The sequence below is a fragment of the Bacillus sp. AY18-3 genome, from assembly GCF_008042305.1.
GTDB classification, from domain to species: domain Bacteria; phylum Bacillota; class Bacilli; order Bacillales; family Bacillaceae_G; genus Bacillus_A; species Bacillus_A wiedmannii.
Genome location: NZ_QKQR01000011.1, coordinates 90081 through 111502, shown reverse-complemented (window position 1 = coordinate 111502; position 21422 = coordinate 90081). Strand labels below are relative to the sequence as shown.

Annotated in this window: 20 protein-coding genes; 16 read left to right on the top strand and 4 right to left on the bottom strand. The window is 34.5% G+C overall.

The window, feature by feature from the left end; translation table 11 throughout:
- The first annotated feature begins 179 nt into the window (after window positions 1-179).
- The 9 genes from walR to DM800_RS10850 all read left to right on the top strand — a co-directional run bounded on the left by walR (window position 180) and on the right by DM800_RS10850 (window position 8723).
- Window positions 180-887 (top strand): cell wall metabolism DNA-binding response regulator WalR, encoded by a 708-nt coding sequence (gene walR, locus DM800_RS10890; protein ID WP_000971866.1) that lies wholly within the window; start codon window positions 180-182, stop codon window positions 885-887.
- A 3-nt stretch (window positions 888-890) separates the two neighbouring features.
- Window positions 891-2732, top strand: a complete 1842-nt coding sequence (gene walK, locus DM800_RS10885; RefSeq protein ID WP_048542845.1) for a cell wall metabolism sensor histidine kinase WalK — start codon at window positions 891-893, stop codon at window positions 2730-2732.
- Window positions 2729-4045, top strand: coding sequence for a YycH family regulatory protein (locus DM800_RS10880; protein WP_147786854.1), 1317 nt, complete (start codon window positions 2729-2731; stop codon window positions 4043-4045). The genes walK and DM800_RS10880 overlap by 4 nt, the downstream gene beginning before the upstream one ends.
- A complete protein-coding gene (locus tag DM800_RS10875; protein ID WP_088065084.1) occupies window positions 4026-4868 on the top strand; it encodes a two-component system regulatory protein YycI in 843 nt (280 codons plus the stop codon). The genes DM800_RS10880 and DM800_RS10875 overlap by 20 nt, the downstream gene beginning before the upstream one ends.
- Window positions 4852-5646, top strand: a complete 795-nt coding sequence (locus DM800_RS10870) for an MBL fold metallo-hydrolase (RefSeq protein ID WP_000522836.1) — start codon at window positions 4852-4854, stop codon at window positions 5644-5646. Before DM800_RS10875 ends, DM800_RS10870 begins: the two co-directional genes overlap by 17 nt.
- 63 nt (window positions 5647-5709) lie before the next feature.
- The gene (locus DM800_RS10865) at window positions 5710-6885 is read left to right on the top strand and encodes a S1C family serine protease (protein WP_048542840.1); all 1176 of its coding nucleotides are present in this window, start codon (window positions 5710-5712) and stop codon (window positions 6883-6885) included.
- 53 nt (window positions 6886-6938) lie between these two features.
- Entirely contained in the window at window positions 6939-7124 is a 186-nt protein-coding gene (locus DM800_RS10860; RefSeq protein ID WP_001052827.1) for a CxxH/CxxC protein, read from the top strand.
- 59 nt (window positions 7125-7183) lie between these two features.
- A complete protein-coding gene (gene rlmH, locus DM800_RS10855; RefSeq protein ID WP_001027003.1) occupies window positions 7184-7663 on the top strand; it encodes a 23S rRNA (pseudouridine(1915)-N(3))-methyltransferase RlmH in 480 nt (159 codons plus the stop codon).
- Between the two features lie 181 nt (window positions 7664-7844).
- Window positions 7845-8723: a radical SAM/SPASM domain-containing protein gene (locus tag DM800_RS10850; RefSeq protein WP_000713629.1), complete on the top strand. Its 879-nt coding sequence runs from the start codon at window positions 7845-7847 to the stop codon at window positions 8721-8723.
- Between the two features lie 35 nt (window positions 8724-8758).
- Here the strand turns inward: DM800_RS10850 and pepF are convergent, their stop codons facing one another.
- Entirely contained in the window at window positions 8759-10576 is a 1818-nt protein-coding gene (pepF, locus tag DM800_RS10845) for an oligoendopeptidase F (protein WP_147786853.1), read from the bottom strand.
- A gap of 136 nt (window positions 10577-10712) precedes the next feature.
- Window positions 10713-11696, bottom strand: a complete 984-nt coding sequence (gene guaC / locus DM800_RS10840) for a GMP reductase (protein WP_000432444.1) — start codon at window positions 11694-11696, stop codon at window positions 10713-10715.
- Window positions 11697-11936: 240 nt separating this feature from the next.
- Here guaC and DM800_RS10835 point away from each other — a divergent pair, with 240 nt between their 5' ends.
- Together DM800_RS10835 and dbpA are read left to right on the top strand one after the other, a co-directional pair.
- On the top strand, window positions 11937-12968 hold the full coding sequence (locus tag DM800_RS10835) for an acyltransferase (RefSeq protein WP_087981859.1): 1032 nt from the start codon (window positions 11937-11939) through the stop codon (window positions 12966-12968).
- Window positions 12969-13155: 187 nt separating this feature from the next.
- Window positions 13156-14601, top strand: coding sequence for an ATP-dependent RNA helicase DbpA (gene dbpA / locus DM800_RS10830; protein WP_147786852.1), 1446 nt, complete (start codon window positions 13156-13158; stop codon window positions 14599-14601).
- Window positions 14602-14643: 42 nt separating this feature from the next.
- Here the strand turns inward: dbpA and DM800_RS10825 are convergent, their stop codons facing one another.
- Window positions 14644-15204 (bottom strand): DUF1836 domain-containing protein, encoded by a 561-nt coding sequence (locus tag DM800_RS10825; protein WP_147786851.1) that lies wholly within the window; start codon window positions 15202-15204, stop codon window positions 14644-14646.
- 164 nt (window positions 15205-15368) lie between these two features.
- On the opposite strand from DM800_RS10825, the gene trhA reads away from it, so the two are divergent.
- The 4 genes from trhA (at window position 15369) to DM800_RS10805 (ending at window position 19303) form a co-directional block, all read left to right on the top strand.
- On the top strand, window positions 15369-16016 hold the full coding sequence (gene trhA, locus DM800_RS10820) for a PAQR family membrane homeostasis protein TrhA (protein WP_001099732.1): 648 nt from the start codon (window positions 15369-15371) through the stop codon (window positions 16014-16016).
- A gap of 223 nt (window positions 16017-16239) precedes the next feature.
- On the top strand, window positions 16240-17256 hold the full coding sequence (gene galE / locus DM800_RS10815; RefSeq protein ID WP_098089664.1) for a UDP-glucose 4-epimerase GalE: 1017 nt from the start codon (window positions 16240-16242) through the stop codon (window positions 17254-17256).
- A gap of 469 nt (window positions 17257-17725) precedes the next feature.
- Window positions 17726-18316 carry an AmiS/UreI family transporter gene (locus tag DM800_RS10810; RefSeq protein WP_000542569.1) on the top strand — a complete coding sequence of 197 codons (591 nt, stop codon included), beginning with the start codon at window positions 17726-17728 and terminating at the stop codon, window positions 18314-18316.
- A 99-nt stretch (window positions 18317-18415) separates the two neighbouring features.
- On the top strand, window positions 18416-19303 hold the full coding sequence (locus DM800_RS10805; protein ID WP_147786850.1) for an NAD-dependent epimerase/dehydratase family protein: 888 nt from the start codon (window positions 18416-18418) through the stop codon (window positions 19301-19303).
- A gap of 88 nt (window positions 19304-19391) precedes the next feature.
- On the opposite strand, the gene sodA is transcribed toward DM800_RS10805, so the two are convergent.
- Window positions 19392-20018 carry a superoxide dismutase [Mn] gene (gene sodA / locus DM800_RS10800; RefSeq protein WP_147786849.1) on the bottom strand — a complete coding sequence of 209 codons (627 nt, stop codon included), beginning with the start codon at window positions 20016-20018 and terminating at the stop codon, window positions 19392-19394.
- A 217-nt stretch (window positions 20019-20235) separates the two neighbouring features.
- Between sodA and DM800_RS10790 the strand changes: the two genes are divergently transcribed.
- Window positions 20236-21306 (top strand): nitric oxide synthase oxygenase, encoded by a 1071-nt coding sequence (locus tag DM800_RS10790; protein ID WP_147786848.1) that lies wholly within the window; start codon window positions 20236-20238, stop codon window positions 21304-21306.
- Window positions 21307-21422: the final 116 nt, after the last annotated feature.

The following is a 21422-nucleotide window of genomic DNA, read 5'->3' as shown; positions in this document are numbered from 1 at the left end:
ATATAGGGACATACTATGTAGACATCAATGTGTTTAGGGATATTGAACATATTTTTACCCCGCATTAACGGGCAGTAAGACCCCACCCAAAAATTCAACGAAGGTAAAGAAGTTAGGTGCGGGATCAACTGCACGTAAATGCCCGATTAAAGTTTCACTTTATAAGGAGGAAATAGACGATGATGGGAAAGAAAATTTTAGTAGTTGATGATGAAAAGCCGATTGCGGATATTTTGAAGTTCAACCTAGAAAAAGAAGGTTTTGAAATTGTAATGGCGCATGATGGTGATGAAGCGATTGAAAAAGCGAATGAAGAGCAGCCAGATATGGTTTTATTAGATATTATGCTACCAGGTAAGGATGGCTTAGAGGTTTGCCGTGAAATACGTAAAAGCTCAGAAATGCCGATTATTATGCTTACAGCAAAGGACTCTGAAATTGATAAAGTATTAGGGCTTGAGCTTGGAGCAGATGATTATGTAACGAAGCCATTTAGTACGAGGGAACTACTTGCTCGTGTGAAGGCGAATTTACGTCGCCATCAACAAGGTGGTGCTGCAGAAAAAGAAGAAAATACGGAAATGGTTATTGGACCAATCGTTATCAATTCAAATGCGTATAGTGTAACGAAACGTGAGGAAAATATTGAACTTACACATCGTGAATTTGAGCTACTACATTATTTAGCCAAACATTTAGGACAAGTTATGACTCGTGAGCATTTATTGCAAACAGTTTGGGGTTATGACTACTTTGGAGATGTACGTACAGTGGATGTAACAGTGCGTCGTTTACGTGAAAAAATTGAAGATAATCCAAGTCATCCTACTTTAATTGTAACTAGACGTGGAGTAGGATATTACTTGCGTGACCCAGAGCAGGAATAGTATATGAAGAAAGTTGGTTTTTTTCAATCTATTCATTTAAAATTTGTACTCATATATATGCTATTAATATTGATAGCTATGCAAGTTATTGGGGTATATTTTGTAAGAGAGTTAGAAAAGAGTCTTGTACAAGGCTTTAGAGATTCTTTAACGCAGCAAACGAACTTATTATCATATAACTTGAAACAAGAGTTTAAAAAAAGTTATACAAAGGCAGAAACAGAATCAACAGATGAAACGATTAAAACTTCAATTCGAAAATTTGCTTCTGATCGAAAGAAAGATATCCAAGAGGTAAGTGTATTTGATTCGCATAGAAAGTTACTCGCTATTTCAGATGAGTCAAAGCAAAACAAGGTAAATAGAACATCAACTGATATAGCTGTTCAACGGGTATTAGTACAAAAAAAGCCAGAAGTGAAAATTGAGAAGGATGGTCGTACAGGCCATCGTGTACAAGTTATGCTTACTCCTATTCTAGATGATAACGGCAAGGATGCACTTGGTGTTATTTACATTGTTGCATCTATGGAAGATGTTTATAAACAGATGAAGGATATTAATCAAATTTTTGCGACTGGAACCGTTATTGCATTACTCGTAACAGCTGTACTTGGAATTTTGTTAGCTCAAACGATTACGAGACCAATCTCAGATATGCGAAGACAAGCGATTGAAATGGCAAAAGGAAACTATTCAAGAAAAGTAAAAGTGCATAGCCATGATGAAATAGGACAATTAGCATTATCTTTCAATAATTTATCAAAAAAATTACAACAAGCTCGTTCTTCAACGGAAAGTGAAAGACGTAAATTATCATCTGTTTTATCACATATGACAGATGGAGTAATTGCTACTGACCGAAAAGGAGACATTATTTTATTAAATGATCCTGCGGAGAAGATGCTAAATGTTTCGCGTGAAACGGCGCTCGACCAATCTGTTTTAGAAGTATTAGGGATACAAGAAGAATTTACGCTCGATCATTTATACGAAGAGCCTGATTCCGTTTTATTAGATTTTAGTACGAGAAATGAGCCATATATTTTACGTGCTAGTTTCTCTGTTATTCAAAAAGAGACAGGGAAAGCAAATGGTTTAATTGCCGTATTATATGATGTAACTGAGCAGGAGCGTATAGAAAGGGAACGCCGTGAGTTTGTGGCAAACGTTTCCCATGAATTAAGAACGCCATTAACAACGATGCGCAGTTACTTAGAGGCACTTACGGACGGCGCGTGGCAAGATCCGAATATTGCACCGCAATTTTTAACAGTTACACAAGAAGAAACAGAAAGAATGATTAGACTTGTAAATGCGTTATTGCAACTTTCTAAACTCGATAGTACAGAACATCGTTTAATGAAAGAATGGGTCGACTTTACTGACTTCTTTAATAACATTATTGATCGTTTTGAAATGTCTAAAGAGCAAAACGTAAGTTTCAAACGATCTTTCTCTAAGAAATCCCGATTTATTGATATGGATACGGATAAAATTACGCAAGTTTTGTATAACATTATTTCGAATGCATTAAAGTATTCACCAGAAGGTGGAACAGTAACATATCGCTTACGTGATCGTGGGGAATTATTAGAGGTTAGTGTAAGTGACCAAGGAATGGGTATTCCCAAAGAAAACGTCGATAAAATCTTTGAACGTTTTTACCGCGTAGATAAAGCACGTTCAAGACAAATGGGTGGTACAGGACTTGGATTAGCAATTGCAAAAGAAATGATTGAGGCACATGGTGGCTCGATTTGGGCGAAGAGTGAGGAAGGAAAAGGGACAACTATTTACTTCACATTGCCAATGGCAGCAGATGAAGAGGACGATTGGGAATGAGTATGGAAAATGTTAAAACGATAGTTTTAATTAATTTAGTTGTAATTAGCCTATTTCTTACTTTTAACTTATGGACGTATGTGCCAGATTCCACGTCTATGCAAAATGCAAAATTTGTGCAGGGGAATGAAGGAATTACTCAAACTAAAATCGCTGATGTTGTCCGCCCTACTTCTATCATCGTGCATAAAGATAAAAATCATTATGGGAGCAAAAGAGAGGGAGATATAGAATCAATCTATAAACCTTTGGAAGCAGGGGAATTACATGATTTCAAAGAGATATCGATTGCTAAGGCTGATTTCCTTTCTTATGTGCATGGTGAAGGGAAAATTGAACTTGTTTTTCCTACCAACATCCCGTTTGATGCAGTTAAATCTATGTTTAATATGAAAGAAAAAAGTATAAATAAGCCTAAATATTTTAATCGAATTATTCTTGATCCTTCTAGAAGTAGGGATCAAGAAATTAAAATTAATTTTGTTTCTGATAGTGATAACTCTAGAATATATGAAGCAAAATTAAGTGGTGTGTATTTAAAAGATATTGTAAATGCACAAAATCAATTTATAGTATCGGCAAAACCTTATTTTGACTATCAAATTAATGATATGAAAAAGCTATTTTTACCAGATGGAACGACAGAATTAAGTAATATAACATATATTTCATCTAATTTAGCGGTTGATACATTTAAGAATGCTCTTTTTAGTGACCCACGTTATTTAAGCCCTATTACCGAGAAATCGAAAGAAACATTTACGGATGGTATTAGGTCCATGGAGATTGAAAACGATCATCATATGCTAAAGTATAAAAATTCTTCTGTTTCAAGTGAGAAAACGACAGATAATTTAATGCTTTTACAAAAAAGCTTTGATTTTGTAAATGGTCACAGTGGGAGTTTGGATTCATATCGTTTGGATTATATGAATAAAGGACAGACGGTATTCCGTTTACATGAAGATGGATATTCCGTATTCAATACAGATGGATTAGCTGAATTGAGACAAGTATGGGGATCAGAAGAAGTAATGGAATATGAAAGACCGTTGTTGTCTTTAAATACGAAAGGTATAGAACAGAAGGTTACTCTTCCATCAGGTCATGTTGTAATAGCATCTTTAGAAAATAATGCCGCGGTAGATAAAAGATTCATTAAAGACATTGGTATTGGATACAAATTATCACTAGATGGGCAAGTAGCTCGACTACAGCCAATTTGGTATGTAAAGTTTGTTGAAGATGAAGCGGGTAAACAAAAAATATATGAGTGGAGTGAGGGAGGACTAAATGGATTGGGATCGGATTAAAACCATATTTATTGTGACCTTTTTTGTTTTGGACCTCTTTCTCATTTTTCAATTCATTCAAAAGCAAGATAGTAATCAATTGGAGCTTATTGCAGAAACAAAGATAGATCAAGAATTAAAAGCAAATAAAATTACTATGGGTAATTTCCCTAAAGAACCGAAAAAAGAATCATTTATTAGGGCGGAAAACAAGGCGTTTAAAGAAGAAGATGTACAGTCTTTAAAGAATCAAACGGCGCATATACAAAATATGTACAGGATAGAAAGTAAGCTAAAAGAGCCCTTTTTAAATACAAAATCATTATCCAAAGATAAGTATAGTGATTTTTTGAAGAACTATGTATTGGATGGACAAAAGTATGAGTTTGGGGCGATGAAAGACTCTAAAATTTACTTCTTCCAAAAATATAAAGATAAGCCTATTTTCTATAACGATCAGGCAATGATTGTTGTGGAATTAAATGAAAAAAATGAACTCGTGTCGTACACGCAGACGATGCTAACTGATTTAAAAGAAATGGGCGAAAGTGAAAAAACGAAACAGCAAGAAATTATTACTGCTCAAACAGCTTTAGAAAATCTGTATTTAAAAAATAAAGTTCATGGGAATACACATGTAAAAGAAGCACAAATTGGTTATGCCACCCTTACCGCATCTACTTCTAATAACCAAGTACTCGCTCCAACATGGAATTTAAAAACGGAGCAGAAGCAGGACTTCTTTGTAAATGCAATCGAAGGACAAGTTATGGAATTAGGGGAAAGGGAAAATCAAGTGGTTGATGAACATACTGGAGTGAGAAAGAATGGGGTTGCATTTTAGCGTACTTGCAAGTGGAAGTACAGGGAATATGCTATATGTAGGAACAGATGAAAAAAAATTACTCGTCGATGCAGGTTTAAGTGGTAAAGCAACAGAGGCTTTATTTAAACAGGCAGAACTAAATATAAATGATGTATCAGGTATTCTTGTAACACATGAACATAGTGACCATATTAAAGGGTTAGGTGTATTGGCACGTAAATATGATTTACCTGTTTATGCAAATGAGAAAACATGGAATGCAATGGAACATTTAATAGGAAATATCCCAACTGAGCAAAAGTTTATTTTCTCAGTTGGGGATGTGAAAACATTCGGTGATATTGAGGTCGAGTCATTTGGGGTTTCTCATGATGCGGCAGAGCCGATGTTCTATGCTTTTCATAACAATAATAGAAAGTTAGCCCTTATTACAGATACGGGATACGTGAGTGACCGTATGAAAGGTGTTATTAAGGGTGCTAATGCTTTCGTGTTTGAAAGTAATCATGACGTGGAAATGCTTCGTATGGGACGTTATCCATGGAGTATTAAGCGACGTATTTTAAGTGATGTGGGTCACGTTTGTAATGAGGACGCTGCATTAGCGATGGCGGATGTAATTACAGATGAGACAAAACATATTTATTTAGCTCATTTAAGTTTAGATAATAACATGAAAGAACTAGCACGTATGTCAGTATCACAAGTATTAGAGGAAAAAGGATTTGGAGTGGGAGAAGCCTTTGAAATTCACGATACAGATCCGAAAATGCCTACAAAAATTCAATACGTATAATTCTTCATTTTAGTAAACAATAAAGGTGAATATAGTTGTTTTCAGGAAGATGGGTGAACAAATATGTCCTTTATTGATGAAGAAAATTATCGTATGAAACGTGCAAGAAAAAAGAAGCATAAAGGTATTGTTATTTCTAGTATAGCAGGAACAATTGTAGGAGCTTCGTTATTTGCATTTGGAGCTCCTTTATTTGCGAATGATGCGGGCGCGCTTCCGCAAGCTGAAGCAAGTGGAAGTAATATGGCCGAAGCTCAAGGAATTAAACAGATTAGCTTTGTTGATGCTGTTGATCGTGCGTCTGAAGCTGTTGTTGGCGTTATTAATATTCAACGAGATAATTTTTCAGAGGCAGATTCAGAAGCTGGTACAGGATCGGGTGTAATTTATAAAAAAGCAGATGGCCAAGCTTATATTGTAACGAATAATCATGTTGTTGCTGGAGCAAATCGTATTGAAGTAAGCTTAAGTGATGGTAAGAAGGTTCCGGGAAAAGTATTAGGAACGGATGTAGTCACAGATTTGGCTGTACTAGAAATAGATGCAAAGCATGTGAAAAAAATAATTGAGATTGGCGATTCTAATACTGTTCGTAGAGGAGAACCGGTCATTGCGATTGGAAACCCACTCGGGCTGCAATTTTCAGGAACCGTTACACAAGGCATTATTTCAGCTAAGGAACGTATTGTTCCTGTAGATTTGGATCAAGATGGACATTACGATTGGCAAGTAGAAGTATTGCAAACAGACGCAGCAATTAATCCAGGTAATAGTGGTGGTGCGCTTGTAAATGCGGCAGGTCAATTAATTGGCATTAACTCAATGAAAATTGCAGCAAAAGAAGTAGAAGGAATTGGACTAGCTATTCCAGTTACTAGAGCTGTTCCAATTATGAACGAATTAGAGAAGTACGGAAAAGTAAGGAGACCGTATGTTGGAATTGAACTTAGATCGTTAAATGAGATTCCAAATTACCATTGGTCAAAAACATTGCATTTACCAAGCAATGTAACAGAGGGAGTTTGCATTTTAGATGTGAAAAGTCCTTCGCCAGGTGTAGATGCTGGTTTACGAGAACACGATGTGATTGTAGCAGTAGATGGAAAACCGGTTCGCGATATTATTGGATTCCGTACGGCCTTATATGATAAAAAAATTAATGATAAAATGACTCTTACGTTTTATCGTGGTACAAAACGAGCAACAACAACGGTTAAACTAGGCATTCAAAAGTATTAAAAACAGGAGGGCCTACCTCCTGTTTTCTATTGTAGAAAAGTGAGGTGAAGAATATGAATTTACCTTGTTGTTTAGAACATGTTGAATTAGCTTTAGATATTATTGTGGATGAGTGTGAAGTTGCACCGGTTATCAACAATGTGGATAACTCAGAAAAAGAGAAAAAAACATGTGAATTTTGTCAAAACGAGGCGACATATGTTGTATCGAACACAGATTCTCACACAATATGTGGGTAACAATTGTGGATATGTGGATAAGTTATGTGGATAACATGTTTGTAAGGTGGGGAATGAGTGTGAATATCTCGATTATTTCAATTGGGAAATTAAAAGAAAAATATTTAAAACAAGGTATAGCAGAATACTTAAAACGATTATCTGCATACGCAAAAGTAGAAGTAATTGAATTGCCAGATGAAAAGGCGCCAGAAAATTTAAGTGAAGCAGAAATGTTAATTGTAAAAGAAAAAGAAGGTATACGTATACTGGATAAAATTTCTGACGATACGCATGTCATTGCGTTAGCGATAGAAGGAAAACAAAAATCATCAGAAGAATTTGCAGTAAGCTTAGATCGTCTTGCTACATATGGAAAGAGTAAAGTTGCATTTGTAATAGGTGGATCACTTGGACTAAGTTCAGAAGTAATGAAGCGTTCAAACGAATCTCTTTCTTTTTCAAAGATGACATTACCACACCAATTAATGCGATTAGTATTGCTTGAGCAAGTGTATAGAGCGTTTCGTATTAATCGTGGGGAACCGTATCATAAATAAAATTACTTTTTGTATATAAAAAGAGTAAAAAAGACCATTGGGCAAAAACCACCGATGGTCTTTTAAATATTAATAGGTAGTACGAAGGTTTCCTAAAATAAGTATGTTTCTATTTATAAAAAAGTGTGTTGTAATATGAAGAGGAAAAAGTATAAGTAGTCATAGAAGTGAGGAATTAAAGGTGAAGAAGTTTAAAAAGTTTTACTTGGAGATTACGAGTGTATGTAATCTTGCGTGCAGCTTTTGTCCGCCGACGGAAAGGCAGAAGCAATTCATTTCTGTGGAGGATTTTGCTAAAAGGTTAGACCAAATTAAACCTCACACAGACTACATTTATTTGCACGTGAAGGGTGAGCCATTGCTCCATCCAAAAATAGATCAACTATTAGATTTGAGCCATGAAAAAGGGTTTAAAGTTAATATTACAACGAACGGAACGTTAATTAATAAGAGAAGGCATAGACTGTTAAATAAGCCTGCTTTAAGACAAATGAATTTTTCACTGCACAGTTTTGATGGGCATCCAGGTTCGCAAGATAAAGAAGGTTATGTAAGGAGTATACTTTCCTTCATTAGAGAGGCGACAAGTCAATCGGATTTAATTGTTTCACTACGGTTATGGAATTTAACTCAGGATAATAAAACAAATGCTGAAATCCAGAAAAATAGAGATTTATTATCCATCATTGAAAATGAGTTTGGTCTATCTTATCAAATCGAAGAGAAGCTTACACCAGGAAAAGGTATAAAAATTGCAGAACGCGTCTTTATTAATCAAGACTATGAATTCCAGTGGCCAGCATTACATGAAGAAGAGGATGATGGAAAAGGATTCTGTCATGGTCTTCGAAATCAAGCGGGTATTTTAGCGAACGGAACGGTTATTCCTTGCTGTTTAGATGGTGAAGGGATTATTAACCTTGGGAATATTAATAATGACTCATTTTCTAATATTATAGAAGGTGAAAGAGCAACAAACATTGTCGATGGATTTTCGAAAAGAGTTGCAGTCGAAGAGCTATGCAGGAAATGTGGATACCGTAAAAGATTTGGAAAATAAATATGAAAAAAGCCCTCATAAAGTGAGGGCTTTTTTTATTCTTGATAAGAGCGTTCCAATTCATCAATTAAGGAACCGACGTAAGAAACAGCCCTGCGGATTGCATCTGGTTTTGACATATCTACTCCGGCATGCTTCATTAATTCAAGTGGTTTCATCGTACCACCAGCGCGAAGTACATCTAACCAGCGATCAACGGCAGGTTGCCCTTCCTCTTTAATCATTTGGGCTACCGCAGTAGATGCAGTGAGGCCTGCGGAATAGGTGTAAGAATATAAGCCCATATAATAATGAGGTTGGCGCATCCAAGTTAAGCCAGCACCTTCGTCAATTTTTACAGAATTTCCCCAGAATGTCGAAAGTACATTTGTTTTTATTTCAGTTAAAGTTGTAGCTGTAAGTGCTTCTCCTTCTTCTGCTAGGGTATATACTCTTCTTTGATATTCTCCCTCAAGTAAGTGAGTAACAAAGTTATGATAATATGTGCCAAGTAGTTGCAGAATCACCCATCTGCGCATTCTCTTGTCGTCAGTAGTCGCTAATAAATGCTGGGCTAATAGTAATTCATTCATTGTAGATGGTGCTTCAACAAAGTACATAGATGGACGTACATTCATAATACGCTGGTTTTTATTTGCTAAATAAAAATGACCAGCATGGCCAAATTCATGTGCTAATGTGAAGCATCCACGCATCGTATTTTGCCATGTAATTAAAATGTATGGATGAGAACCATATGGGCTTGAACAAAATGCTCCGGTGGATTTGCCTACGTTATCTGCAAGATCAACCCATCTTTCTTTGAATCCTTTTTCGATAATGGAACTATATTCATCGCCTAATACCTTTAAAGAATCTTGAATTAATTTACCAGCCTCCTTGTATGTGATGGTTGGATTAAATTCGGGATCTAAAGGTGCATGTAAGTCGCAGAACAGCATTTGATCGAGTCCTAATACTTTCTTTTTTAAATCTGCAAAACGGCGCATATGAGGCGCTAATTCTTTATAAATAATATCAAGTTGATTGTTATACATTTCAAGTGGAACTTTTTGAGGTTCTAAAAGCATATGAGTAACAGATTCAAATTTGCGTAAACGAGAGAGTGTTACTTGTTTTTTTACTTCAGTAGCATATGTTGTTGCCACTGTATTCTTATATCGTTTTAAGGTGGAAACAAATGATGAGTATGCTTTTCTACGTATGTCTACGCTTGGAGAGAACTCATATTTGCTTTCAAATAATGAAAATGATACAGGGAGTTCGTTTCCTTTTTCGTCTTGTATGGAGGTAAAATCCATATCGGCTAATTTAGTCATACCGTAAATTTTGTATGGAGAACTATGTACTTCGCCAAGTGCAGCAAGAGCTTCTTCTGTTTCAGGAGAGAGCGTGTGCGGCCTTTTTTGTAGGATGTCTAGTAATGATTTACGGAAAGGTTCGAGTTTTGTTTCTTCAGCTAAATATTTTTCAATTGTTCCTTCGTCGAATGAGAGGATTTCATTATGGATAAAGGACAGTGCAGTATGTACTTTCGTCCATAAAGCAGCAATTTTGGAAGAGTTCGCTTGAATAATTGGATTTGTACGATCAGTGGATTCTTTTAAATTTGCATATGAGTATAGTTTTGTTAACTCCATTAAAAGATCTTCTTCTAAAAGTAGGCAATGTAATAAGGTAGTGGGGCTAGTGTGTAATTGTCCTTTAAACGCATCAAGTTTTTTTATATCGTTTGTTAATACACGTAATGCAGTTTCCCACTCTTTATCAGATTCGTATAAATCAGAGAGGTCCCATGTTAGTTCAGTAGGGACTTCTGTGCGAATATGGCGTTTCTCAATTACATTTTTCATTTGTTATATCCCCCTTATTATAAGTATCTAAAAACATGATACTAGAAAATTCAGTAAAATGAAAATAATTTACATTTCTATGTATGAAAAAGAAGGACAAGCATAAAAATCCTTGTCCTTCGAGTTAAATTTAAAATTAATATACTTTATCACCGTTGAAAATAGAGTTTTTCACGACTACATAATCTACAGTACGAATTGAGTCTAATTTTGTTCCGCCAGCGTAAGAGATAGAAGATTGAAGATCTTGTTCCATTTCGATTAAAGTATCTTCTAAAGAACCTTTATGCTCAACGAACATTTTCTTACCTTCAACGTTTTTCTTCTCACCTTTTTGGAATTCAGAAGCTGAACCGAAGTACTCTTTATAAAGTTTGCCATCTTTTTCGATTGTTTCCCCTGGAGACTCTTCATGACCAGCGAATAGAGAACCGATCATAACCATAGTCGCCCCAAATCGAATAGATTTAGCTACGTCGCCGTGTGTACGAATACCACCGTCAGCGATAATTGGCTTACTTGCAGCTTTTGCACACCAGCGAAGTGCAGCTAGTTGCCAACCGCCAGTTCCAAAACCTGTTTTAATTTTAGTAATACAAACTTTACCAGGTCCAATACCAACTTTTGTTGCGTCAGCACCAGCGTTTTCTAATTCTCTTACCGCTTCTGGAGTCCCAACGTTTCCAGCGATAACGAAGCTTTCTGGTAAATGCTTCTTAATATGTTGAATCATGTTGATTACAGCATTAGAATGTCCGTGTGCAATATCAATCGTGATGTATTCAGGTGTAAGTTGCTCAGCAGCTAATTGTTGTACGAATTCATACTCGTCCTCTTTTACACCAACGCTAATAGAAGCGATTAATCCACGTGATTGCATATCTCTAATGAATGAGATACGTTTCTCTGGTTGGAAGCGATGCATGATATAGAAGTAATTGTTTTCAGCTAAATAAGTTGCGATTCTTTCATCAATAATCGTTTGCATATTTGCAGGTACGACAGGTAATTTAAATTTATGTTTACCTAAAGTGACAGTTGTATCACATTCAGAGCGGCTGTTTACAATACATTTTGCAGGAATTAATTGAATATCTTCATAGTCGAATACGTTTTCCATCATTTACACCCCTAAAATACGAATATTTTATTCATTTTGTTTAAAAATGTTCGTCCAAAAGATAATTTACATTATTTTCACTCATAAGTCAAAGGTTTTCATGTTTATATTTAAAAATTAAGGTTTAGCTACGTATGTTGTAAGTTCATGTAATTAAAATGTGTTTAAACATAGTATTATTTGATGTAAAATTATGTTTGGGAAATAAAAGTTAAAGAGGTAAATTTAGGAGGGGTGCTAATGAAGCGCTTAGTATATATGGATTGGTTGCGTGTATTAGCAACGATCGCAGTGGTTACAATTCACGTTTCTGCTGGTTATGTTTCTATGTTAGATGCAAATAACGTATCACGCTGGATGGCTGGTAACTTGTTTGAATCGATTTCACGTGCGAGTGTTCCGATTTTTGTAATGATTAGTGGAGCGTTATTGTTAAAGGGTACAAAAGATATTTCAGTCGGGGAATTTTTACAGAAGCGTGCAAGTAAAGTAATTATACCTTTTGTAGCTTGGAGCGCTATATTTTATGCATATGGAGCATATGCAGGATATTTCCCGGCATCTTTAAAGCAAGGGATAAAGCACTTTTTAACGGATACTATTGGGGGACATTTATGGTTCTTATACATGATTGTAGGGATATATTTAATTACACCTCTACTGAAAATATTTGTGAAGAACGCTAAAAAAAGAGAGATAGAATACTTTTTAATTTTATGGCTATATGCGTCTGTTGTAGTCAATTTAGTGAAATATTATTATCCTATCAACTTTAACATTGAATTATTTTACGTTACAAATTATGTAGGGTATTTCTTACTTGGTTATTATTTATCCAATTACGATATTTCGAAAAAATGGAGGAATATTTCTTACATTGGAGGACTTGTAGGATTTATTAGTACATTCTTTATTACATATTACTATACAGTAAAAGCAAATGGACAGTTAGAGCAGTTTTGGTATGGATATTTTGCGCCAGGTGTTGTACTGATGGCGATCGGATTATTTATATTTTTCAAATATGCATTCCAAAAGTCAGAAAGAGAATTACCATTGTTATTCCGTTTTATAAATCAAGCAAGCCTTGGAATCTATATTCTTCACTTCTTCTTATTAAATAACTTGTTGTACATGGTTTTCCCTAAGGTAAATGAGCGTGTACATGCAATATTGGCAATACCTATTAATGTAACGATTACAATTGTTCTTAGTCTGGTAATTACGTTAGTATTGCAAAGAATACCAGTTGTGAAAAAATTAGTTCCGTAAAAATGAATACAGTATAGATAGGGCAGACTTATTATTAAGGCTGCCTTTTCCTATTTTAAAATTATACTTAGATAAATTTAGGTTGAAACGAATTGAAAACAGTGGATTAATATAGTATCTTACTATAGTCTAAAGTGAGGTATGAAGAACATAATAGGTTAAATATAAAATCAAATGAGGTTAATATATGAGTAAAAAAAGCTTTAGTAATTATGCATTAAGTAAAGAAGTAAGACGAGCACTTACTGGTTTAGGATATGAGCATCCGACAGAAGTGCAAGGAGAGGTTATTCCAGTTGCATTGCAAAAGAAGGATCTTGTTGTAAAGTCGCAAACGGGAAGTGGAAAAACGGCTTCGTTCGGAATACCACTTTGTGAAATGGTAGAGTGGGAAGAGAATAAACCACAAGCATTAGTTTTAACACCAACGAGGGAACTTGCTGTTCAAGTGAAAGAAGATATTACGAATATAGGGCGATTCAAAAGAATTAAAGCTGCTGCAATTTATGGTAAATCTCCATTTGCACGTCAAAAATTAGAGTTAAAGCAAAAGACGCATATTGTAGTGGGGACCCCAGGACGTGTGTTGGATCATATTGAAAAAGGGACCCTTTCTTTAGATCGATTGAAATATTTAGTGATTGATGAAGCAGATGAAATGCTAAATATGGGCTTTATCGATCAAGTAGAGGCAATTATTGATGAATTACCTACAAAAAGAATGACAATGCTATTTTCAGCAACCCTACCGGAAGATATTGAAAAGTTATCCCGTACATATATGAATGCACCAACTCATATTGAAATTAAAGCAGCTGGGATTACAACAGATAAAATTGAACATACCCTTTTTGAAGTAAGGGAAGAAGAGAAGCTTTCACTTCTTAAGGATGTAACTATGATTGAAAATCCAGACAGTTGCATTATTTTTTGTCGTACACAAGAAAACGTAGACCATGTATATAGACAGCTAAAACAAGTTAATTATCCTTGTGACAAAATACACGGTGGTATGGTGCAGGAAGATCGTTTTGAAGTTATGGATGATTTTAGAAAAGGAAAGTTCCGTTATTTAGTAGCAACTGATGTAGCTGCGAGAGGAATTGATATTGATAATATTACACATGTTATTAATTACGATATTCCATTAGAAAAAGAAAGCTATGTACACCGTACTGGAAGGACGGGACGAGCTGGTAATAATGGAAAAGCTATTACATTTATAACGCCTTATGAAAATAGATTTTTAGAAGAGATTGAGGAATATATCGGATTTGAAATTCCAAAGGAACTGGCACCTTCAAAAGAAGAAGTTATAAAAGAGAAAGCAGTATTTGAAGAAAAAATATATGCTAAACCAATTATAAAGAAAGATAAAAATGCAGACCTAAACAAAGGAATTATGAAATTGTACTTTAATGGCGGAAAGAAAAAGAAAATTAGGGCGGTAGATTTCGTTGGTACAATTGCTAAAATTCAAGGTGTTTCTGCTGATGATATAGGTATTATTACAATACAAGATAATGTTTCGTATGTTGAAATATTAAACGGAAAAGGACCACTTGTTTTAAAGGTTATGAGAAATACAACGATAAAAGGTAAACAATTAAAAGTTCATGAGGCAATTAAGTAAACAAAAAAACTATCCACTATAACAGGTGGATAGTTTTTTTATTTAAGATTCTTTTAAATCATCAATCAACTTCTCAGCTAAGCGCCTATACATATTACTCATCGACACAAATGATGTTAGTAATAAAAATTTCTCTAGATTCGGATCTTCTAAGGAAGAAATTTCACTTACTTCTGAAAAAAGATTATTTACGTCTTGTGTAAAGCTTTCGACGTTTTTTTCGGTAAGAGAAAGATAATCTTTATATAATGTATTTAATTCGAATGAATCATCGTTTAATAAGGATTCATTTATATTTTCTAAGGAGCTTTTTATGTCATTAATGGAAAGGGCTCCTTTTAATTGATAAATTAAGCTGATTAAAATCATATGCTCTTTTGAGTATTTTTTATTTTTGATTGGAATAAACAGTTTCCCTTTTGCGTAATTGTTAATCATTGTTTTTGTTAATACTTTTTCATCATCGGTTCTTGTTGTATCCGAATAAGTATTTTCAAATAATTGGACAACCTGGTCTACATACAAGTCGACATTTGGAATATCCTCAAGCGTAATGTTTTTTTCTAAATGTAATGTTTCAAGCAGTTTATTTATATTTTCCACGTAGAACCCCTCACTTTTATAACTTAGTGGAGCATAATGTTTAGTTTATCTCTAAATATGGTATTACGAAACAAATGAATTGTAAATGTTGACCTCTAATAATAATGCGTATATAATTACATGTAGTTATTGAAACTACATGTAATTATATGAGGGGTGTATATATGAATACTTATGTAAGAGAACCAGTTAATGCTTTTACCCACTTGGGAGGAGCTGTATTATCATTTATTGCATTATTAGCTATGCTTGTAAAAGTTTCTATTAAGATGCCATCTTTTGCGGCAATTACAGCTGTTATTTTGTTTGGTATCGGAATGATGGTTCTGTATACAGCATCAGCTGTATATCATAGTGTTGTAGCCAGTGAACGTGTTATTTATTTCTTTCGGAAGCTTGATCACTCTATGATTTTTATATTGATTGCAGGTACATATGCACCATTTTGTTTAATTACATTACATTCCGCAAACGGTTTATTATTATTTTGTTTAGTTTATGCAACTGCCATTTGTGGTATTGTTTTTAAAATGTTTTGGTTTAGTTGCCCGAGATGGTTATCAACAGCAATTTATATTACAATGGGCTGGTTAATTGTTCTGTTCTTTGCACCGTTAGCTGCTAACTTAAGTGCAGGAGGTATCGTGCTTCTAGTGCTTGGAGGCATTCTTTATACAATCGGTGGATTTATTTATGGAACAAAGCCAAAATGGTTAGAGTTTAAACATATGGGGCATCATGAAATTTTTCACGTGTTCGTGTTATTGGGAAGCCTTGCCCACTTTTTAAGTGTATATTGCTACGTAATTTAACAATATCAAATTTTCGAGTGATTTTTATTTTTCTTGATTAATAAAAAAAGATATAAACACATACGTATGTTGAAGAGCTGTATAACTTAAAGGTTATGTGGCTCTTTTTTATATAAATAATAATTCGAAATAAATATTCTAAATTATCAGTCTTTTGTGGTAGGATAGATTTGTATTGAGGTTATAAAATTTTATAATTAATAATAAGTGGGGGACTCTATATATGGCGATACTTATAACGGGTGGAGCAGGATATATTGGTAGTCATACGTGTATAGAATTATTAAATAATAATTATAAAATTATAGTCGTAGATAATCTTTCAAATAGTTCAATCGAGTCTTTAAACCGAGTAAAAGAAATAACAGGAAAACAATTTGAATTTTATAAAGAAAGTGTTTTAAATCGTGAAAAAATGAATGAGATTTTTTTGGAAAATAGCATTGAAGCGGTTATACATTTTGCTGGATTTAAAGCAGTGGGGGAATCGACTACAATTCCTCTAACATATTATTATAATAATATAATAAGTACAATCGTACTATGTGATGTGATGCAGAAACATCATGTTAAAAAGTTTATTTTTAGTTCATCTGCAACTGTATATGGAATTCCAAAAACGTCACCAATTACAGAAGAATTTCCGCTGAGTGTGACAAATCCATATGGGCAAACAAAATTAATGATTGAGCAAATTATGCGTGATGTGGCAAAAGCTGATGATGAATGGAGTATTGCGTTACTTCGTTATTTCAATCCCTTCGGAGCACATAAAAGTGGTCGTATTGGAGAAGATCCAAATGGGATTCCGAATAATTTAATGCCATATGTAACGCAGGTGGCGGTAGGTAAATTAAAGGAACTAAATATATTCGGAAACGACTATCCAACAAAAGACGGGACAGGTGTCCGTGATTATATTCACGTTGTTGACCTTGCAAAAGGACATGTAAAGGCACTTGAGAAAGTACTTGAGACGAAAGGAATAGAGGCATATAATCTTGGCACAGGTAAAGGGTATAGTGTGTTAGAGATGATAAAGGCTTTTGAGGAGGTTTCAGGTAAAAAAATACCTTATAAAGTGATAGGGCGTCGTCCTGGTGATGTAGCAGTATGTTTTGCTGATGTATCTAAAGCGAAACGAGAATTAGGATGGGAAGCAGAATATGGGTTAGAAGAGATGTGTGTAGATTCTTGGAGATGGCAGGTAAATAATAAAAACGGCTATCAAATGATTTAAGGTAGTTAGTAAAGCATTCTCTTATTAATTTGTAGGATATTTTATGTATATAATAAATTGTTTTCTTTATTATGTTGCTTGAGGTCAGTAATATGTTCAATTTAGGAAAGAGAATGTAATAAAATATTACTGACCATAGCATTTGAATGGCAACCGGTTCTATTGAAAAGTATTCCAATACTTGTATCATTGTTAAAGTGCGTTTATAATCAAATAATCTTGTTAGCTTTTTGCTTGAATTACGTATTATTGAAAGCGTTTTTATTGCGTGATATATTTTGATTGACATCATTACTGTATGAAATGTATGAAAAGGGTTTTTCTATTGTTTTTTAAGGTAGGAAGTCTGACTTATTTTCGAAAAAACTTCGTATGTAGTTGTAAGTAAGAAGGAGAATAAGGAATAATATAATTTTTACAAGACGGGGAGGGTACAGTGTGAAAATGTAAGGTTTTCACATGAGGATATATGGGGTACGTAGGATTATTACTTTCGGGTGCAGCTTTATTTTTAAATAGTCTTGTTATATTAGGGAAAGCAGAGATGAAAAGTGCGGGTGTTTTTAATTTATTTGTGGGTGCACTACAAATTATTATTCCGTTCTATTTGATCATGATTTCTGACCAAAGCAATTGGACAGTGTATTCATATGCAGCTACTTTCTTATTTGGATTAACCTATTTATATGTAGGTGTTACCTTTATAAAAGGAATGGATAGTAGCGGTTTAGGTTGGTTTTGTATTTGGGTAGCAATTATTGCTTTATTCTATATGGTTGTTTCATTTGTTCAATTTCACGATGTTGTTAATGCATTAACGTGGTTTATGTGGGCATTACTTTGGTATTTATTCTTTGTATTAAATACACAAAAGAAGAATATCAATCAATATCTTGGAAGAATTGCCTTCGTACAATCATGGGTAACATTGACGTTGCCTTCACTCTTTTATTTTATGGGAGTATGGGGAGAGGGATTCGTATATGAACTATGGGTTTATGTATCCGTAATTTCTATTTTATACTTCTGTTATTGTATTTATAAATATCGAGTACGTTAATATATTTTCTGTAGAAAAGCATGGAATCGTTAAACGAATTCCATGCTTTTTCTATATTAGCATTTATAATAGAGAGGTAGTATTTTACAATTTATCAAAATGGGGATGATGAATTTGAAAAAAGTATTGGTGCTAGGGGGAACAAGATTTTTTGGTAAACATTTAGTAGAAGCACTTTTGCAAGCTGGACACGATGTAACAATTGCGACGAGAGGCATTACTGAAGATTCTTTTGGAAGTGTAGTAAACAGATTGATTGTAGATAGAGAAGACGAAAAACAACTAGCTGAGCGTCTAAAAGATAAAAGTTATGATATCGTATACGATAATTTATGCTATAGCTCGAATGCGGCGAAGATAGTATGTGGAGTGTTACGAGGAAAAACGAAGAAATACATTATGACATCTTCAATGGCTGTTTACGAGCCAGCACTAGGCTTATTAGAAGAGAACTTTAATCCGTACGAGTATGCCGTTACGTATGGTGGTAGGAAGGATTTTACTTATAGTGAAGGAAAGAGATTAGCCGAAGCGGTTTCATTTCAACAAGCAACATTCCCAGTTGTTGCAGTACGTTTTCCAGTTGTTATTGGAGAAAACGATTATACGAAAAGGTTACAATTTTACGTTGAACATATTGTGAAGCAAGAACCTGTCGCCGTGAATGATCTAGATGGAGAGTTATCATTTATACATGAAAAAGAAGCAGGAGAATTTTTAGCTTGGTGCGGGATGAAGGACATAGAAGGGCCAATTAATGCTTGTAGCAACGGGGTAGTTTCTACTCGAGAAGTTATTCATTTCATAGAAGAAAATACGGGAATAAAAGCACTTGTTCAAGAAGTAGGAGATAATGTAGCACCTTATAATGAAGTGATTAATTGTACATTACATAATGGAAAAGCTAGTGAATTAGGATTCCCGTTCCGAGAATTGAAAATAGAAATAGAACAAGTATTACGTTATTACATACATGCAATGAAATAATCATAAATCCCCCGGTGGCAATCCGGGGGATTCTGGAGGATTTCGACAATACTAATTTTACATTACCAAACTTACCTTATACGCACGACTAATGTTTTTGTGATCGCATTGCTTGTAAATACTTTTCATTTACCTGGTCCCAGTTCACTGTATGCCACCAGTTGGTAACAAATTCTGGACGCCGATTTTGATACTTTAAATAATAGGCATGTTCCCATACATCGATGACGAGTAATGGAATTTTACCTTCTTGCAAAGGTGTATCTTGATTGGGTGTACTCATAACGGAAAGTTCCTCACCGTCCAGAACAAGCCATCCATAGCCACTTCCAAAACGACTAATAGCTGCTTTGGAAAGTTGATCTTTTAAGTTGTCAAAGGTATTGAAATAATAATCAATTACTTTTGCAACGTCTCCATTAGGCTCACCGCCACCTCGCGGGCTCATTACTTCCCAAAAAAGACTATGACAATAGTGACCACCACCGTTATTTCTGACAGCTGTAACAATTTCCTTTGGTAAAACGTCTAAATTACATAGTAATTCTTCTAAAGACTTATTATGTAATTCCGTATAGTTTTCTAAAGCGTCATTTAAATTGTTTACGTATGTTGCATGGTGCTTTCCGTGATGAATGGAAAGCGTGTTGCTATCGATATATGGCTCTAGTTCATCATAGTCATATGAAAGCTTTGGCAATTGAAATGAAGACATAACATTCCCTCCTTTCTTATTAAAAAGTTGCTCTAGGTAAAAATAATTTACCTGAGTCAAAAATACACCTATTTTTTATACAAGTCAATAGTAATCTCTTTAATTTTCTGAAAAATATTACAATAAAAGTAACACTTCGACTTTCATTTGTGACTCTTATTCTTTTTGCTTATACTGTAAAGTAGTAACGTTTTGTTGAAATAGAAGGAGATCGTTTATGAGTAAAACGAAACAATTAATAGAGGAAGCGAGTCATTTTATTACGGTTTGCTATAAAGAGCTTAATAAAGAACAATTCATAGAAGAGAGAATAAAAGAAATTCAAGTTGAGATAGAGAAGACGGGGACGTATGAGCATACATTTGAAGAACTTGTTCATGGATCACGAATGGCATGGCGCAATAGTAATCGATGTATCGGAAGACTATTTTGGAGTAAGATGCACATATTAGATGCACGTGAAGTAAATGATGAGGAAGGTGTATACAACGCATTAATTCATCATATTAAATATGCAACGAACGATGGGAAAGTTAAACCGACAATTACAATTTTTAAGCAATATAAAGGTGAAGAAAATAATATACGAATTTATAATCACCAATTGATTCGGTATGCAGGGTATAAAACAGAAATGGGAGTGATTGGTGACTCCCATTCCACTGCGTTTACGGATTTTTGCCAGGAACTTGGCTGGCAAGGAGAAGGTACGAATTTCGATGTATTGCCACTTGTTTTTTCTGTCGATGGAAAAGAACCTGTATATAAAGAAATTCCTAAAAAAGAAGTGAAAGAGGTACCAATTGAACATCCAGAGTACCCAATCTCATCTTTAGGAGCAAAATGGTATGGGGTTCCAATGATTTCAGATATGCGCTTAGAAATTGGCGGTATTTCCTATACAGCTGCTCCATTCAATGGATGGTATATGGGGACGGAGATTGGAGCGCGTAACTTAGCGGATTATGATCGTTATAATTTACTGCCAGCTGTTGCGGAGATGATGGAGTTAGATACATCGAGAAACGGTACGTTATGGAAAGATAAGGCGTTAATTGAATTAAACGTAGCTGTGTTACATTCCTTTAAAAAACAAGGAGTTAGTATTGTTGACCATCATACTGCTGCACAACAATTTCAACAATTTGAGAAGCAAGAAGTAGCTTGTGGTCGTGTTGTAACGGGCAATTGGGTGTGGCTCATTCCACCATTATCCCCAGCTACCACTCATATTTATCATAAACCGTATCCGAATGAAATTTTGAAGCCAAATTTCTTTCATAAATAATATTTAGTATAGTTTTTTTTATGCAAATTATAATTTTTTTTAATTACTGTTACGTAGCAAATGGAAGCCTTTACTCTCGGTTATTTTTGGAAGGAGCTTTTTGAACCAAGGAGTTC

Excerpts from the sequence above, each read along its gene's own strand:
- walR (WP_000971866.1), top strand. The coding sequence starts at position 180 with ATGATGGGAAAGAAAATTTTAGTAGTTGATGATGAAAAGCCGATTGCG.
- walK (WP_048542845.1), top strand. The coding sequence starts at position 891 with ATGAAGAAAGTTGGTTTTTTTCAATCTATTCATTTAAAATTTGTACTC.
- DM800_RS10880 (WP_147786854.1), top strand. The coding sequence starts at position 2,729 with ATGAGTATGGAAAATGTTAAAACGATAGTTTTAATTAATTTAGTTGTA.
- DM800_RS10875 (WP_088065084.1), top strand. The coding sequence starts at position 4,026 with ATGGATTGGGATCGGATTAAAACCATATTTATTGTGACCTTTTTTGTT.
- DM800_RS10870 (WP_000522836.1), top strand. The coding sequence starts at position 4,852 with ATGGGGTTGCATTTTAGCGTACTTGCAAGTGGAAGTACAGGGAATATG.
- DM800_RS10865 (WP_048542840.1), top strand. The coding sequence starts at position 5,710 with ATGTCCTTTATTGATGAAGAAAATTATCGTATGAAACGTGCAAGAAAA.
- DM800_RS10860 (WP_001052827.1), top strand. The coding sequence starts at position 6,939 with ATGAATTTACCTTGTTGTTTAGAACATGTTGAATTAGCTTTAGATATT.
- pepF (WP_147786853.1), bottom strand. The coding sequence starts at position 10,576 with ATGAAAAATGTAATTGAGAAACGCCATATTCGCACAGAAGTCCCTACT.
- guaC (WP_000432444.1), bottom strand. The coding sequence starts at position 11,696 with ATGGAAAACGTATTCGACTATGAAGATATTCAATTAATTCCTGCAAAA.
- DM800_RS10835 (WP_087981859.1), top strand. The coding sequence starts at position 11,937 with ATGAAGCGCTTAGTATATATGGATTGGTTGCGTGTATTAGCAACGATC.
- dbpA (WP_147786852.1), top strand. The coding sequence starts at position 13,156 with ATGAGTAAAAAAAGCTTTAGTAATTATGCATTAAGTAAAGAAGTAAGA.
- trhA (WP_001099732.1), top strand. The coding sequence starts at position 15,369 with ATGAATACTTATGTAAGAGAACCAGTTAATGCTTTTACCCACTTGGGA.
- galE (WP_098089664.1), top strand. The coding sequence starts at position 16,240 with ATGGCGATACTTATAACGGGTGGAGCAGGATATATTGGTAGTCATACG.
- DM800_RS10810 (WP_000542569.1), top strand. The coding sequence starts at position 17,726 with ATGGGGTACGTAGGATTATTACTTTCGGGTGCAGCTTTATTTTTAAAT.
- DM800_RS10805 (WP_147786850.1), top strand. The coding sequence starts at position 18,416 with ATGGGGATGATGAATTTGAAAAAAGTATTGGTGCTAGGGGGAACAAGA.
- sodA (WP_147786849.1), bottom strand. The coding sequence starts at position 20,018 with ATGTCTTCATTTCAATTGCCAAAGCTTTCATATGACTATGATGAACTA.
- DM800_RS10790 (WP_147786848.1), top strand. The coding sequence starts at position 20,236 with ATGAGTAAAACGAAACAATTAATAGAGGAAGCGAGTCATTTTATTACG.